We start from the raw sequence: 13359 nt of genomic DNA, 5'->3' as shown, positions 1-13359 counted from the left end.
TCGGGCGTCGTCAGTTGGCCGGACAGATCGCGCTGCGGACGCGGCCGTAATCGACGTGGCGGCGGGCCACGAAGCGGCGGATGACAGCGGCGGTCATAGGCCTCATGCTCCCACAGCCGCCGATGACCGGCCAATGACCGAGTGTGTGATCCCACATCACGGGCAGCGGCGGGCCATCGACCCCGTTGATCGAATCCACCGCGCCCAGGGGAGGAGACAAATCGGCGGACCGGCACGGCGGACGCCGCCGCCGTGTGACGCTGCGGAATGTGAACCCGCCCGCCGAGTCCGAACGGTCCCGCGACCGTCGGGGTTGGCTCGTCTGGGCGGCCCCCGGCCTGCTCACCCTGGTGGTCACCCTCGCCGGGATCGGCCACGCGCAGCCGTGGCGGGACGAGCTGGCGACCTGGAGCGCCGCCACCCGCCCGGTCCCCGACCTGGTCCGGCTGGCCGGCACCATCGACGCCGCGACCGGGCCGTACTACCTGCTCATGCACGGCTGGACCGCGCTCGCCGGGACCTCGCCGACCGCGCTGCGGCTGCCGTCCGCGCTCGCCATGACCGGGGCCGCCGCCCTCACCGCCCGGCTCGGCGCCCGGCTGGTCGGTCCCCGGGCCGGGCTGCTCGCCGGGCTGCTCCTCGCCGTGCTGCCGGCCACCTCCCGCTACGGTCAGGAGGCCCGCCCCTACGCCCTGGCCACCCTGCTCGCCGTGCTCGCCACCCTGCTGCTGGTCGGGGCGCTGCGCCGGCCGACGTGGCGGCGCTGGACCGGGTACGCCGTGGCCGTCGCCGCGCTCGGGCTGCTCCACCTGATCGCCCTCACCCTGCTCGCCGCGCACGCCCTCGTGGTGCTGCTGGCCACCGTGCGCGCTCCCGCGACGGCCGGGCTCGACCCGCCCCCCGATCCGACGGGGCCGGGCGGCCGGCGCGGCGTGCTGTGGCGGTGGCTGGTGGCGCTGCTCCCGGCGGTCGTGCTGGTCGCGCCGCTGGTGCTGCTGGCTCGGGGCCAGCGCGGCCGCCAACTCGACTGGGTGCGCCTGGTCCGCGTCGACGACCTGGCCGCGCTGCCCGGCGCGCTGGCGCAGAGCGGGGTGGTGGGCGGCCTGCTGCTCGGGCTCGCCGCGCTCGGCGCGGCCCGGCTCGGCCGCCGGGCGCTGCTGCCGGGGGCCGCGGTCCTGCTGCCGGTGCTGCTGCTCTTCGCCGCCGGCACAGCGGTGCCGCTCTGGGTGACCCGCTACCTGATCTTCACGGTGCCGTTCGCCTGCCTGCTGGCCGGTGCGGCGCTGGCCGGTGTACGCCTGGCGCCCGCGCTGGCCGTGGTGGCCCTGGCCGGCCTGCTCGGGCTGCCCGACCAGGCGGCGCTGCGGCGCACCCACGAGTGGCCGCGGAGCGCCCCGGTGGACTACGCGGGCGTGGCCCGGGTGGTCGCCGAGCACGGGCAGCCGGGCGACGCGATCGTCTACTCGCCCCGGGACAGCTGGCTCTTCCCGGACCTCGGCCTCGCGTACCACCTGGGAGCGCGGCGGCCGCGCGACGTGCTGGTGGTGCGCGACCAGCGGCAGCGCGCGGACCTCTGGGCCGCGGAGTGCGAACGCCCGGCGGAGTGCCTGGCCGGCGTGGATCGGGTCTGGCTGGTGGTCACCGGCCGGCGCGCCGACCCGCTGGCGGCGGTGCCCGGCGCCAAGGGCGACGCCCTGCGCGACGCCTTCACGGTCCGCCAGGTCTGGCCCCGCCCCGGCCTCACGGTCGCCCTCCTCACCCGGTGACCCGCCTCCCGCCCCGGGTGCGGGCGCGATCAGCCCGCGAGGCGGTCGGCGGTGCCGCGGGCCAGGGGAACGACCAGCATGGCCTCGGTGCCGCCCTCGGCGCCGTTGCGCAGCTCGATGGTGCCGCGCAGCTCGCCGGTGACCAGCGCCCGGACGATCTGGAGGCCGAGGTTGCCGCCCTTCTCGGCGTCGAACTGCGCGGGCAGGCCCCGGCCGTTGTCGGCGACCGAGACGTGCAGTTGCTTGCGGAACCGGTGCGCGGTCACCACGACCGCCGGCTCCGGCGCACCCTCGGGGCCGGGCGCGCACTCCTCGCCGGCCGGCGGGAAGCCGTGCTCGACGGCGTTGAGCAGCAGCTCGTTGAGGACCATCACCAGCGAGGTGGCGATCTCGGCGGGGAGCACGCCGAAGCTGCCCTGGCGGCGCATGCCGACGGACACCTCGGTGGCCGCCACCTCGGTGGCCGCGCTGGCCACCCGGTCGACGATGCCGTCGAACTCGACCGCCTCGTCGCTGGACATGGAGAGCGTCTCGTGGACCAGCGCGATGGAGGCGACCCGGCGTACCGACTCCTCCAGGGCGACCCGGGCCTCGGGCATGGCGACCCGGCGGGCCTGGAGGCGGAGCAGCGCGGCGACCGTCTGCAGGTTGTTCTTCACCCGGTGGTGGATCTCCCGGATGGTGGCGTCCTTGGTGATCAGGGCGCGGTCGCGACGGCGTACCTCGGTGATGTCGCGGACCAGCACCAGCGCGCCGATCGGCACGCCCGCGGGCATCAGCGGCAGCGCCCGGGTGAGCATGGTGGCGCCCCGGGCGTCGATCTCCCGCCGGGGCGGGGCCTCGCCGCGCAGCGCGGCGAGCACGGCGTTGCCGGCGTCGGTGCCCTCCAGCGGGTCGGTGGCGAGCCGGCGGTGCAGCTTGGCCAGGTCCTCCCCCACGAGGTGGGAGGCGTAGCCCAGCCGGCGGTACGCGGACTGGGCGTTGGGGCTGGCGTAGGTGACCTTCCCGTTGGCGTCGAGCCGGACCAGGCCGTCGCCGACCCGGGGCGCCGAGGTGGTCTCGCCCGGGTGCCGGGGCGGCGGGAAGGTGCCGTCGGCGATCATCTGGGCGAGGTCGTCGGCGGTGGTCAGGTAGTTGAGTTCGAGCTGGCTGGGCGTGCGCGCGGTGGAGAGGTTGGTGTCCCGGCCGACCACCGCCACGACCTCGCCGGACTCCCCGTCGGCGGTGCGCAGCCGCACCGGGATGGCCTCGTGCCGGGCGGGCACGTCGCCGTACCAGACCGGGTCACCCTCCCGCCAGATCCGGCCCTGCCGGTGGGCGACCTCCAGGTGCGCCACCTCGGGCCCGCCGACGATCCGGCCGACCTGGTCGTCGAGGTACGCGGTCGGCGCGGTCGTCGGGCGGACCTGGGCCACGCAGAGGAACGTGCCGTCACCGTCGACCGGCACCCAGAGCAGCAGGTCGGCGAAGGACAGGTCGGAGAGGAGCTGCCAGTCGCCGGCGATCCGGTGCAGGTGGTCGATGTCGGCCGGCCGGAGCGAGGTGTGCTCCTCGGCGAGGTCACGGAGGGTGGACACGCTGAACAGCGTGCCACGCCGCGCCTCACATCGTCGCCGTGACCTTCTTCAACCCGCGCGGGGCGTCCGGGTCCTCGCCGCGGGCCAGGGCCAGGGCCAGGGCGAGCCGCTGGAGCGGCAGGATGTCGAGCAGCGGGGCGTACCGCTCGTCGACCTCGGGCACGGCCATCCGGGCGGTCGCCTCGACGTCGGCGGAGCCGACCACCACGACGTCGGCGCGGCGCTCGCCGAGCCGGGGCAGCACCTCGCGCATCGACTGCCCGCCGGGGCCGGAGCCGACCACGGCGAGGACCGGCACGTCGGGGTCGGTCATGGCGAGCGGGCCGTGCAGCAGGTCGGCGCCCGAGAAGGCGAGCGCCGGCAGGTAGGAGGTCTCCATCAGCTTCAGCGCCGCCTCGCGGGCCGTCGGGTAGGCGTAGCCCCGGCCGGTGGTGACGAGCTGGCCGGCGAACCGGTAGCGGGGTGCGAGCCGGGCCGGGGTGTCGTCGGAGAGGGTGCGTTCGGCCAGCTCGGGGAGGCGGGCGAGGGCGGCCCGCTCCTCGGCGGGAAGCACGCCGTCGCCGGCGCGTACCCCCTCGACGAGCATGAGCAGCGCAAGCAGCTCGGCGGTGTAGGTCTTGGTGGCGGCGACGGCCCGCTCGTGCCCGGCGGCGACGTCGACGCTCAGCTCGGCGGTGCCCACCAGCGGCGAGTCGGGGTTGTTGGTCACGGCCAGGGTGAGCGCGCCGGACTCCCGGGCCACCCGCAGCACCTCGGCCAGGTCGGGCGAGCCGCCGCTCTGGCTGACCCCGACCACCAGGGCGTCGGAGAGGTCGGGCCGGGCGCCGAAGACGGTGACGGTGCTGGGTGAGGCGAGCCCGGCGGGCAGGCCGAGCCGGATCTCGGTGAGGTAGGCGGCATAGAGCGCCGCGTGGTCGGAGGTGCCCCGGGCGGTGAAGACCACGTGGCGGGGGCGGCGCTCGGCGATCACCGCCGCGACCCGGGCGATCGCCCCGGCGTGCTCGGCGGAGAGCAGGCGGTCGTAGCCGGCCGGCTGCTCGTCGATGTCGGCGGCCATCCCGGCCCCTGGACGCGTCACGGAAGACCCCTTCCTGCGCGATTGCCGCGCGTTCGGTGCTCAGTCTTGCACCTTTCGGCGGTCACGAGCAACGGAACGAACAGTAGTGCGCAGTGGATCACCATCCGGGGGCATGATCCCCTAGGCTTGCCCGGCTGGCGGACCGCACCACCCGAGAGGACGACGTGCCCGAGGACGACCCCGCGCTCTCCGCGGAGGAGGAGCTCGCGCTGGCCCGGCTGGCGCTGGCCGAGGGGGACCTCCGGCACGCCGCCGACCACGTCGCCGCCGCCCTCGTCCAGGCCCCAACGCTGCCCGAGGTGCACGAGACGCTCGCCCGGCTCGCCGCGGCCAGCGGCGGCGACCTGGACCTCTTCCCGCTCGGCCACCACGCCTTCGTGGGCGCGGTGGTGGCCCGCGCCCACCTGCTCGCCGCCGCCGGCCACCCCGCCGAGGGGCTCGACCTGCTGGCCGCGGCCACCGGCTACGCCCCCGCCGCCGACTGGGCCGCCGTGCCCTGGGTGACCGCCCCCGACCTGCCCGAACGGCTCGACCCCGAGCGCACCGCCCGGATCCTCATGCAGGTCTGCGCGGCCGCGCCCGACCCGGTCCCCCGCCGGCTGCGCGACCCGCTGCGCCCGTACCTCGCGCTGGCCCGCAACGCGGTCGCCGTGCACCCCGCCCACCCGCTGCTGCTGGGCGCCGGGTCCGCGCTGGCCCGGCGCCTCGGCGAGGTCGCCCTCGCCGTCACCTGGGCCTCCCGCGGGGTACGCGCACAGCCCACCAAACTCGGCGAGGTGTGGCTCGGTTACGCCTACCGCAGCGCCGGCCGAACCCGGGACGCGCTCGCCGCGCTGGAACGGGCCGTCGCGCTCGAGCCCGACGACCTGGCGGTCTACGCCGACATCGCCGGCACGCTGGCCGACCACGGCCGGCTCGACGAGGCGCTGGGCTGGATCGACCGGGCCCTGGCCAAGGACCCGACCTTCGACTGCGCCGTGCACACCGCGCACCGGCTGCGCTTCCAGCGCGACGGGGACGTGGCCCACCTGGTGGCCCTCGCCGACTTCGTCCGGGACCACCCCGACGACACCCACGAGCACGGCGACCTGGCCGAGTGCTGCCGCGGCCGCCCCTGGCTCGGACAGGTGACCCCGGCCGGCGGGCCGGTGCTGGACGCGCTGCGCCAGGCACTCGCCGCCGAGGCCGGCGCACCGGTCGCCGTACGCCTCGACGGGCTGGAACCGCCGAGCGCCATGCGGACCGCGGCGGCGGCCGCGCCGGGGCTGGCCGTCGAGGTGTCCGCGGTGGCCGACCCGGACCCGCGCGAACCCCGCCGGGCCACCACCTGCCAGCTCTGGCGGTACGACGGCACGGTGGCCGCACCCACCCTGCCCACTCCCTCGACCGAGGCGGCGGAACGGATCCGGCAACTCGCCCACCCGGCCTGGCCGCACCCGCCCGCCGCGTACGACGCCGCGGTGGGGCTGGCCACCCTGGACCTCGCCGATCTGCTCGCCCTGCTGGTGCACCCGCCGGCCGCGCCGGCCACCGCGCTGGGGCGGGTGCTCGCCGGCCAGGACCCGTCGCTCTGGGTGCGCTGCGTGCAGGTCTGGGCCTGCCTCGGCCTGCTGCACCACCGCACCGACGAGCCCTGGGCGGAGTCCACCCGGCGCCGGATGCTGGTGGAACTGATCTGGGGCGTGGAGGACTGGACCACCGAGGCGGCGCTGTTCGCCCTGGTCACCGCCGCCTGGGTGGACCCGTCGGTGCGGCCCGACGTGGCCCGCGTGGTGGCCGAGCGGCTCGCCGACGTGGCGGCCGTGGCCCGCGAGCGCCGGGTGCCGATCGCGGTGTCCCTGGCCCACCTGGCGCTGGCCACCCCGGAACTCGACCCGGCCACCCGCGCCCTGGCCGACACCCTGATCGCCGGCCCGGCACCGGACGCTCCGGCCGGCCCCGTGCGCCGCCTCTGGCGCCGCCTCACGGCCCTCTTCCGCCGCCGCTGACGCAAAACGGCGCGGCCACGCCGTACCCGAGGACGGGTCGGCGTGGCCGCGACGGGTGGGTCAGGCGACGGGGGCCTTGCCGAGGGCGGCCTCGGCCTGGTCCTCCGGGCTGGCGTCGGCCGGCGGTGCGTCGTTCGCCGAGCGCAGCGGGACCTCCTTGATGAACCAGGCGAGCACCGGGACCGCCACCGTGAAGAAGACCGCCCAGAAGAAGACGTGCGAGATGGCGTCGGAGAGCGCCCCGAGCACGACCTCCCGCACCGGGCCGGTGAGCTCCTTGAGCTTCTCCAGGTTCATGGCGCCACCCTCGCCACCGCCCGCGAAGGCCGGACCGGCGGCGGAGTCGGCGAGCCGGTTGGCGAAGATCGCGCCGAAGAGCGAGACGCCGAACGAGCCGCCGATGGACCGGAAGAAGGTGGCCGCGCCGCTCGCCGCGCCCAGATCCTTCTGCTCCACGCTGTTCTGCGCGATCAGCATCGAGGTCTGCATGAGGAAGCCCATGCCGACGCCGAGCACCACCATGTAGAGCGAGGAGACGACCTTGCTGGTGTCCAGGTCGAGCCGGGTCAGCAGAGCCATGCCGGCGGTCATCACCACGCCGCCGGCGATCGGGAAGGCCCGGTAGCGCCCGGTCTTCGTGATGGCCCGGCCGACCACCAGCGAGACCACCAGCATGCCGAACATCAGCGGGAGCAGCAGCAGGCCGCTGTTGGTGGCCGAGGCGCCCTGGACGGTCTGCTGATAGAGCGGCAGGAAGTTCATGGCGCCGAACATGGCGAAGCCGAGCAGGAAGCCGATCACCGAGATGAGGGCGAAGTTCCGGTTGGCGAACAGGGCCAGCGGCAGGATCGGCTCGGGGGCGCGCCGCTCGACGAGACCGAAGGCCACCAGGGTGACCAGCGCGAGCGCGGCGAGGCCGAGGATCTGCGGCGAGGCCCAGTCGTACTCGTTGCCGCCCCAGGTGGTGACTAGCACGATCGCGGTGATGCCGACGGAGAGCAGCGCGGCGCCCAGCCAGTCGATCTTGTGCTCGGTGCGGTACTTCGGCAGGTGCATGGTGGTGGCGAGGACCAGCAGGGCCACGCCGCCGAGCGGCAGGTTGACGTAGAACGCCCAGCGCCAGGAGAGGTGGTCGGTGATGAAGCCGCCGACCAGCGGGCCGGCCACCATGGCGATGGCCATGATGCCGGCGATCATGCCCTGGTAGCGACCCCGCTCGCGGGGCGGCACCAGGTCGCCGATGATCGCCATGACGCCGACCATCAGGCCGCCGGCGCCGAGGCCCTGGACGGCCCGGAAGGCGATCAGCTCGATCATCCCGGTGTCGACCCCGCCGAAGAAGCCGGACCCGGACATGCCGCAGAGCGCGGAGCCGACCAGGAACACGACCACCGAGGTCAGGAAGACCGCCTTGCGGCCGTAGAGGTCACCGAGCTTGCCCCAGATCGGGGTGGAGACCGTGGTGCCCAGCACGTACGCGGTGACCACCCAGGTGAAGTGGTCGGCCCCGCCGAACTCGAAGACGATCCGCGGCAGCGCGGTGCTGACGATCATGTTGTCGAGCATCGCGAGCATCATCGCGATCATCAGGCCGAAGAGGACGACGCGGACGTTCGGCCTCGCCGCCACCTGGGCTGGTTGACTCATGGGTAAGCTCCCCCGAAGATCTGTGACCAACTTACTTGCCGTCCGGCTAGTTACCCTACTAGCCGGACGGTAAGTTGGTCAGTAGATACCGTCAAGCGAATTGGGGAACACGGGTGAGGGAGAGCACAGGCGGCACGCGGCAACGCATTCAGGCCGTCGCGCTGGAGCTCTTCACCGAGCAGGGGTACGAGAAGACCTCGCTCCGGGAGATCGCCGAGCGCCTCGGCGTGACCAAGGCCGCCCTCTACTACCACTTCAAGAGCAAGGACGAGATCGTCAGCAGCTTCGTCGACGACCGGCTGCGCCGGATGGACGAGCTGATCGAGTGGGCCGGCAGCCAGCCGGCCACGCTGGCGACCCGGCGCGCGCTCATCGGCCGCTACGCGGACGCGATGTTCGCCGGTGAGCTGCCCGCGGTCATGCGGTTCTTCGAGCAGAACCAGACGGTGCTCAAGAGCCTCGCCGCCGGGCAGCAGATGCGCGACCGGATGATGCGGCTGGCGTACGAGCTGTGCCGGGGCGACGACTCCCCCGCCGCCCAGCTGCGCGCCGCGCTGACCCTGTTCGCCGTGCACACCAGTTGGTTCGCGGTCCGCACCCCGGGCATCAGCGACGACGAGCGCAAGAAGATCGCCCTCGAGGTGGCCGACGAACTGCTGGCCAGGATCGCCGACGCCGGCTGACCCGGGGGCCGCGCGGCGGCCGGCGGGCCGGGGTCAGGCGGAGGGCGTCAGGTCCAGGCGCAGGCCGAGCAGCTCCACGCCGGGCACCGGGGTCCAGTCCTTCTCCGGCGCCCGCACGAAGCCCAGCCGCCCGTAGAGCCGCTGCGCCACGGCGGCCATCCCGCTGCGTACGCAGATCACCACGGCCGAGCAGCCCAGCTCGGTGGCGCGCGCCAGGCACGCCCCGACCAGGGCCGCCCCGGCGCCCCGGCCCTGCGCGCCCGGGTCGACGGCGAGCATCCGGAACTCGGCCTCGCCCGGGCCGGCCAGCTCGGCGTAGGGGGTGCCGGGCAGCACGAACGTCACGGCGCCCAGCACCTCGCCGGTGGACTCGTCGGCGGCGACCAGCACCTCGCCGGTCCCCGCCCGGGTTGCCACGTCGGCGAGCACCGCACCGTAGCCGGTCTCGCCCTTGAGCTGCCCGTCGGCCTCGTACGCGGCGACCGTCAGGCGGGCCACCGCCGGGAAGTCGGCCGGCTCCGCGCGACGGACCAGCAGCCCGCTCAACCGATCACCGCGATCAGGTCGCCGTCCTGCACGACGTCGCCCTCGTTGACCGCGATCCGCTGCACCACGCCGTCGGACTCGGCGATCACCGGGATCTCCATCTTCATCGACTCCAGGATCACCAGGGTGTCGCCCTCGGACACGGTGTCCCCGGCCGACGCGACGACCTTCCAGACGTTCGCCACCATCTCGGCGCGGATCTCCTCGGCCATCTCCAGGCCCTCCCTCTCCACCGGCGTTCCTGCGAACGGTATCCAATCATGACGCCGGTCACGCCCGGGCACCGCGCGCCGGCACGCCGGGTTCCGGCCCCACCGGTCCCCGGGCGCCGCCGTCGGCACTAGCATCAGCGCGTCGGTTCCCGGCGCCCGGGAACCGGTACGCGACCTCCGCCGCGCTCGCCGCGGCCGGACCGTGACCAGCACAAGGAGGCAGAGCATGGCGAAGAAGGCCCGCAAGAAGAAGGCCCGGAAGAAGAGCGGCGCCAACCACGGCAAGCGCCCCAACTCCTGATCCCCGGATCGGAGCGGCGCCGGCCTCCGAGGCCGGACACACCGGTGGCCCGGGTCCACACGGACCCGGGCCACCGGTGTCTTCAGCTCGTGCCCGCTGCCGTCAGTCGGCCAGCTCGCGGGACTCGGTGGTCTCGAAGACCACCAGCTCGGTCAGGCGGACCCGCAGCCGCTCGCGCAACTGCTCCGGCGCGATCTCGTTGCCGCAGCAGCGGGCGACCAGCGCCTTCACCTCCTGCTCGAGGCCGTACTCGCGCAGGCAGGGCCCGCACTCCTCCAGGTGCTCCCGGATGAGGACGCGGCGCTCCTCGCCACACTCCAGGTCCAGGTAGAGGTAGACCTCGGCGAGCACCTCGCGGCAGTCCGTCTCGTGCGGCTTCCCACAGCTCACGGTCACACCTCCCGGCCGGCAGCGGCGGTCGAACCCTTCGACGGCGCGGCGCTGAAGCCCCGCTCCGCCGCGTACTGCTCGAGCAGCTTGCGCAGATTACGACGGCCGCGGTGCAGCCGGGACATCACGGTGCCGATCGGCGTGCCCATGATGTCGGCGACCTCCTTGTAGGAGAAGCCCTCGACATCGGTCAGGTAGACCGCCAGGCGGAACTCCTCCGGCAACTGCTGGAGGGCCTCCTTGACGTCGCTGTCCGGCAGCCGGTCCAGCGCCTCGGTCTCCGCCGAGCGCAGCCCGCTGGACGTGTGCGACTCCGCCTCGGCCAGCTGCCAGTCGGTGATCTCGTCCGTGGGCGCCTGCACGGGCTGGCGCTGCCGCTTGCGGTAGGAGTTGATGTAGGTGTTGGTCAGGATCCGGTACAACCAGGCCTTCAGGTTGGTGCCCTGCTCGAACTGGTGGAAGGCGGCATACGCCTTCAGATACGTCTCCTGGACCAGATCCTCGGCATCCGCCGGGTTGCGGGTCATCCGCAGCCCGGCAGCGTAGAGCTGGTCGACGAAGGGCATCGCGTCCCGCTCGAAGCGGGCCCTGCGCTCGTCCGTCTTCTCGGTCGTCAACCGCACGTCCCCTCGCGTCGGATGCTTCTTCGCCGAGGATACGCGTACCCGCCTGTCGGCAGATTCACTTCCGGACTGTGTGCTGGTGCTCACGGCCGACGCCGTCGCGGGCCACTCCGGCGCGTCGAGCAGCCGCTTGAGCTGCCGCGCGTCCCGTTCGTCCCGCTCCCGGCTCCGCGTCTCGGTCGGCACCGGTCACCCCCCTCGGCTGGAAATGTCATCCGGAGGTAGTAACGCGCGCCGCGGGGCGGGACATTCCGTCACCGCCCCACCCGTTCCTGGTCCCGGCCACGGCCGCGACCGACGCTGGGACCAGGAAGGGCCTGGGAGGTGGCCCCGGACGCCCGAACCGGTACGCCCGACACCATCCGTAGCAACGACCCGCCGCCACGGACGGTCACGCCGCCGCCGCGCCACCCCGCGTGTCGCAACCACCGAGGTCAGGTGGGGAGCCAGCCGCGGGCGCCGAGCCAGTCGCGGACGACCGCTGCCGTGGCCGCCGGGTCGCCGCGCAGGTCGTGCCGCTCCCCCGGCCGGGTCACCACCGCCACGCCGGGGCCGGGCTCGGGCACCCCGAACGGGTCCCGGTCGCCGTTCACCACCAGCGTGGGCAGGCCGGTGAGCAGTTCCTCGGCCCGGGAGCGCTCCGGCCGTCCGGGCGGGTGCAGCGGGAACGCCAGCGCGACGATCCCGGCCGCGCCGACCGTGCGCGCCGTGCGACAGGCGACCCGGGCGCCGCTGGACCGGCCGCCGACCACCCACCGGGCCACCGCCGGGTGGCGGGTCCGGAGTTCGGCCAGCACGGCCGTCCACGCCTCGTCGAGGTGTCCGGCCGGGGCGGGGGCGCGCCGGCCGGCGACCCGGTAGGGCTGGGTCACCCGCGCCACGCCCGCCCCGGCGGCGACCAGCGCGTCCCGGACGGCCACCAGGTCCGGGGCGTCCACGTCGCCGCCCGCCCCGTGACCCAGCACCAGCACGGTGGCGCCGCCGGCCGCCGGCTGGTCGGTGTGGACGCGGGCCGGCCCGCGGGGTGTCCCGATCTCGTCGCTGTGCCGCACCGGCCCATTCTGCTGGCGAGACCGGGCACGCCGACCGTCAGGTGCGGAAATGCCGTCGCCCGCGTTTCCGGTCGGGAAGCGCGGGCGACGGCGAAACCGGTCTCAGCGCGACGGCACCAACGTGAGCAGGCGGTCACGGACCGGCGGGCCGGCCTCGTCGACCGCGTCCGGGTCCGGCTGCACCTCGCTGCGCCAGGCGACCAGCATGGCCCGCCGCTCGCGGGGTGTGGTGCCGCCCCAGACGCCGTGGCAGTCGCCCACCTCCAGCGCCCACGCGAGGCAGGACCCCTGGACGTCGCAACTGCGGCAGAGCGCCACGGCCGCGTCGGCCGGCTCGTTGGGCGCCGGAAAGAACGTCTCCGGGTCCACGCTCTGGCAGGTTCCTCTGGTCCGCCACGCCTCGTCCTGGCGTCGCTCGTGCAGAGCCCGCAGCAGTCGTGGATCTCGCCGCGCGGCGGCCACCTCGTGCGGGCGGGGCATACGTGCCCGTGTCAATACACCCACCTCCCCCGTGGGACCGGCAATGATCACGAATGATCGATGGGTGCCATCCGCCCCGTGCGAACAGGCGCCCAACACCGGCGCTGTGTTCTATCGCACTTGCGCAGGCGGGGACAAGGGTCTTCGGTAAACATGGCTAAACGGCCGGGCGACGATTCAGGCGCAACCCCGGCAAATCAGCACACGACAATGTGCTGAGCGTGATCAGAACAGCGTCATTTCCGTGTCGGCCTCCGCACGCGCCAGGGGGACCCGGGCGGTCAGCTCCGGGCCGCCGTTGCGGACGTCGCCGACCGCCGGTGAGACCGGGCGGATCTCCAGCCCGGCGAGCCAGGCCGGGGCGGGCGGCGCGAGCAGCGCGTCGGGCTCGGCGGTCGGGCCGAGCCAGGACGCCCAGCGCTCGCGGGGCAGCAGCAGCGGCATCCGGTCGTGCACCTCGGCCAGCTCGCCGACCGCGGCGGTGGTCAGCACGCTGAAGGTGAGCCGGGCCGCACCGTCCGGGTCCCAGACCGACCAGATGCCGGCCAGGGCCAGCACCGAGCCGTCGCGCGGGGTCATGAAGTAGGGCTGCCGCCGGCCGTCGGCCTGCCGGACCCACTCGTACCAGCCGTCGGCCGGGACCAGGCAGCGCCGGCGGGCGAACGACGGGGCGTACGCCCGGCTGGTGGCCACGGTCTCCACCCGCGCGTTGATCATGCGGGCGGCGCCCCCGGCGGTGCGGGACCAGTGCGGGACCAGCCCCCAGCGGCCGACGGAGAGCAGCCGGTGCCCCTCCGGGGCCAGCCGGACCAGCGGCACGGGATCGGTCGGGGCGACGTTGAAGTCCGGGCCGACCCCGCCGGTCTCGTCGGACGACTCGAACAGCGCGCTCAGGTCGCCCGCGCTCCGGGTCGTCGCGTACCTCCCGCACATGGCGCCAACGCTAACCCGCCGCCGGCGTTCCGGCTGTCCCGCCAACCGGGAGCAGGCACGACGGGCGGTTCCACCGGCCCGCG

13 protein-coding genes and 1 pseudogene are annotated in these 13359 nt (G+C 74.6%); 3 read left to right on the top strand and 11 right to left on the bottom strand.

Going from position 1 to position 13359, the window contains the following annotated elements; genetic code table 11:
• Nucleotides 1-10 precede the first annotated feature (10 nt).
• The gene (locus ABZV78_RS04245) at nucleotides 11-199 is read right to left on the bottom strand and encodes a hypothetical protein (protein WP_355635319.1); all 189 of its coding nucleotides are present in this window, start codon (nucleotides 197-199) and stop codon (nucleotides 11-13) included.
• Between the two features lie 70 nt (nucleotides 200-269).
• On the opposite strand from ABZV78_RS04245, the gene ABZV78_RS04240 reads away from it, so the two are divergent.
• Nucleotides 270-1766, top strand: coding sequence for a glycosyltransferase family 39 protein (locus ABZV78_RS04240; RefSeq protein WP_355635318.1), 1497 nt, complete (start codon nucleotides 270-272; stop codon nucleotides 1764-1766).
• A gap of 29 nt (nucleotides 1767-1795) precedes the next feature.
• Here ABZV78_RS04240 and ABZV78_RS04235 read toward each other — a convergent pair whose 3' ends face one another.
• Together ABZV78_RS04235 and ABZV78_RS04230 are read right to left on the bottom strand one after the other, a co-directional pair.
• Complete coding sequence (locus tag ABZV78_RS04235; RefSeq protein WP_355635317.1) at nucleotides 1796-3343, bottom strand: histidine kinase N-terminal domain-containing protein; 1548 nt, start codon at nucleotides 3341-3343, stop codon at nucleotides 1796-1798.
• A 25-nt stretch (nucleotides 3344-3368) separates the two neighbouring features.
• Complete coding sequence (locus tag ABZV78_RS04230) at nucleotides 3369-4400, bottom strand: SIS domain-containing protein (protein ID WP_355635361.1); 1032 nt, start codon at nucleotides 4398-4400, stop codon at nucleotides 3369-3371.
• A 185-nt stretch (nucleotides 4401-4585) separates the two neighbouring features.
• On the opposite strand from ABZV78_RS04230, the gene ABZV78_RS04225 reads away from it, so the two are divergent.
• Entirely contained in the window at nucleotides 4586-6409 is a 1824-nt protein-coding gene (locus ABZV78_RS04225) for a tetratricopeptide repeat protein (protein ID WP_355635316.1), read from the top strand.
• Nucleotides 6410-6469: 60 nt separating this feature from the next.
• Here the strand turns inward: ABZV78_RS04225 and ABZV78_RS04220 are convergent, their stop codons facing one another.
• Nucleotides 6470-8056, bottom strand: coding sequence for an MDR family MFS transporter (locus tag ABZV78_RS04220; protein ID WP_355635315.1), 1587 nt, complete (start codon nucleotides 8054-8056; stop codon nucleotides 6470-6472).
• Between the two features lie 113 nt (nucleotides 8057-8169).
• Here ABZV78_RS04220 and ABZV78_RS04215 point away from each other — a divergent pair.
• Nucleotides 8170-8875, top strand: a pseudogene (locus ABZV78_RS04215) (TetR/AcrR family transcriptional regulator).
• Here ABZV78_RS04215 and ABZV78_RS04210 read toward each other — a convergent pair.
• From ABZV78_RS04210 to ABZV78_RS04180, 7 genes are all read right to left on the bottom strand, one after another.
• On the bottom strand, nucleotides 8773-9285 hold the full coding sequence (locus tag ABZV78_RS04210) for a GNAT family N-acetyltransferase (RefSeq protein ID WP_355635314.1): 513 nt from the start codon (nucleotides 9283-9285) through the stop codon (nucleotides 8773-8775). The pseudogene ABZV78_RS04215 and the gene ABZV78_RS04210 sit on opposite strands and share 103 nt — an antisense overlap.
• A complete protein-coding gene (locus ABZV78_RS04205) occupies nucleotides 9282-9503 on the bottom strand; it encodes a biotin/lipoyl-binding carrier protein (protein ID WP_355635360.1) in 222 nt (73 codons plus the stop codon). The genes ABZV78_RS04210 and ABZV78_RS04205 overlap by 4 nt, the downstream gene beginning before the upstream one ends.
• A 397-nt stretch (nucleotides 9504-9900) precedes the next feature.
• Entirely contained in the window at nucleotides 9901-10188 is a 288-nt protein-coding gene (rsrA, locus tag ABZV78_RS04200) for a mycothiol system anti-sigma-R factor (RefSeq protein ID WP_355635313.1), read from the bottom strand.
• Nucleotides 10189-10190: 2 nt separating this feature from the next.
• A complete protein-coding gene (locus ABZV78_RS04195; RefSeq protein ID WP_355635312.1) occupies nucleotides 10191-10997 on the bottom strand; it encodes a sigma-70 family RNA polymerase sigma factor in 807 nt (268 codons plus the stop codon).
• A gap of 248 nt (nucleotides 10998-11245) precedes the next feature.
• Nucleotides 11246-11863, bottom strand: coding sequence for an alpha/beta family hydrolase (locus ABZV78_RS04190; protein ID WP_355635311.1), 618 nt, complete (start codon nucleotides 11861-11863; stop codon nucleotides 11246-11248).
• Between the two features lie 102 nt (nucleotides 11864-11965).
• A complete protein-coding gene (locus tag ABZV78_RS04185; protein WP_355635310.1) occupies nucleotides 11966-12358 on the bottom strand; it encodes a WhiB family transcriptional regulator in 393 nt (130 codons plus the stop codon).
• A gap of 210 nt (nucleotides 12359-12568) precedes the next feature.
• A complete protein-coding gene (locus tag ABZV78_RS04180) occupies nucleotides 12569-13276 on the bottom strand; it encodes an SOS response-associated peptidase (RefSeq protein ID WP_355635309.1) in 708 nt (235 codons plus the stop codon).
• Nucleotides 13277-13359 lie beyond the last annotated feature (83 nt).

Source organism: Micromonospora sp. NPDC004540, from assembly GCF_040610095.1.
Taxonomy (GTDB): Bacteria; Actinomycetota; Actinomycetes; order Mycobacteriales; family Micromonosporaceae; genus Micromonospora.
Note: the sequence above shows the minus strand (reverse complement) of the source record. Positions and strands in the feature narration are given on the sequence as shown.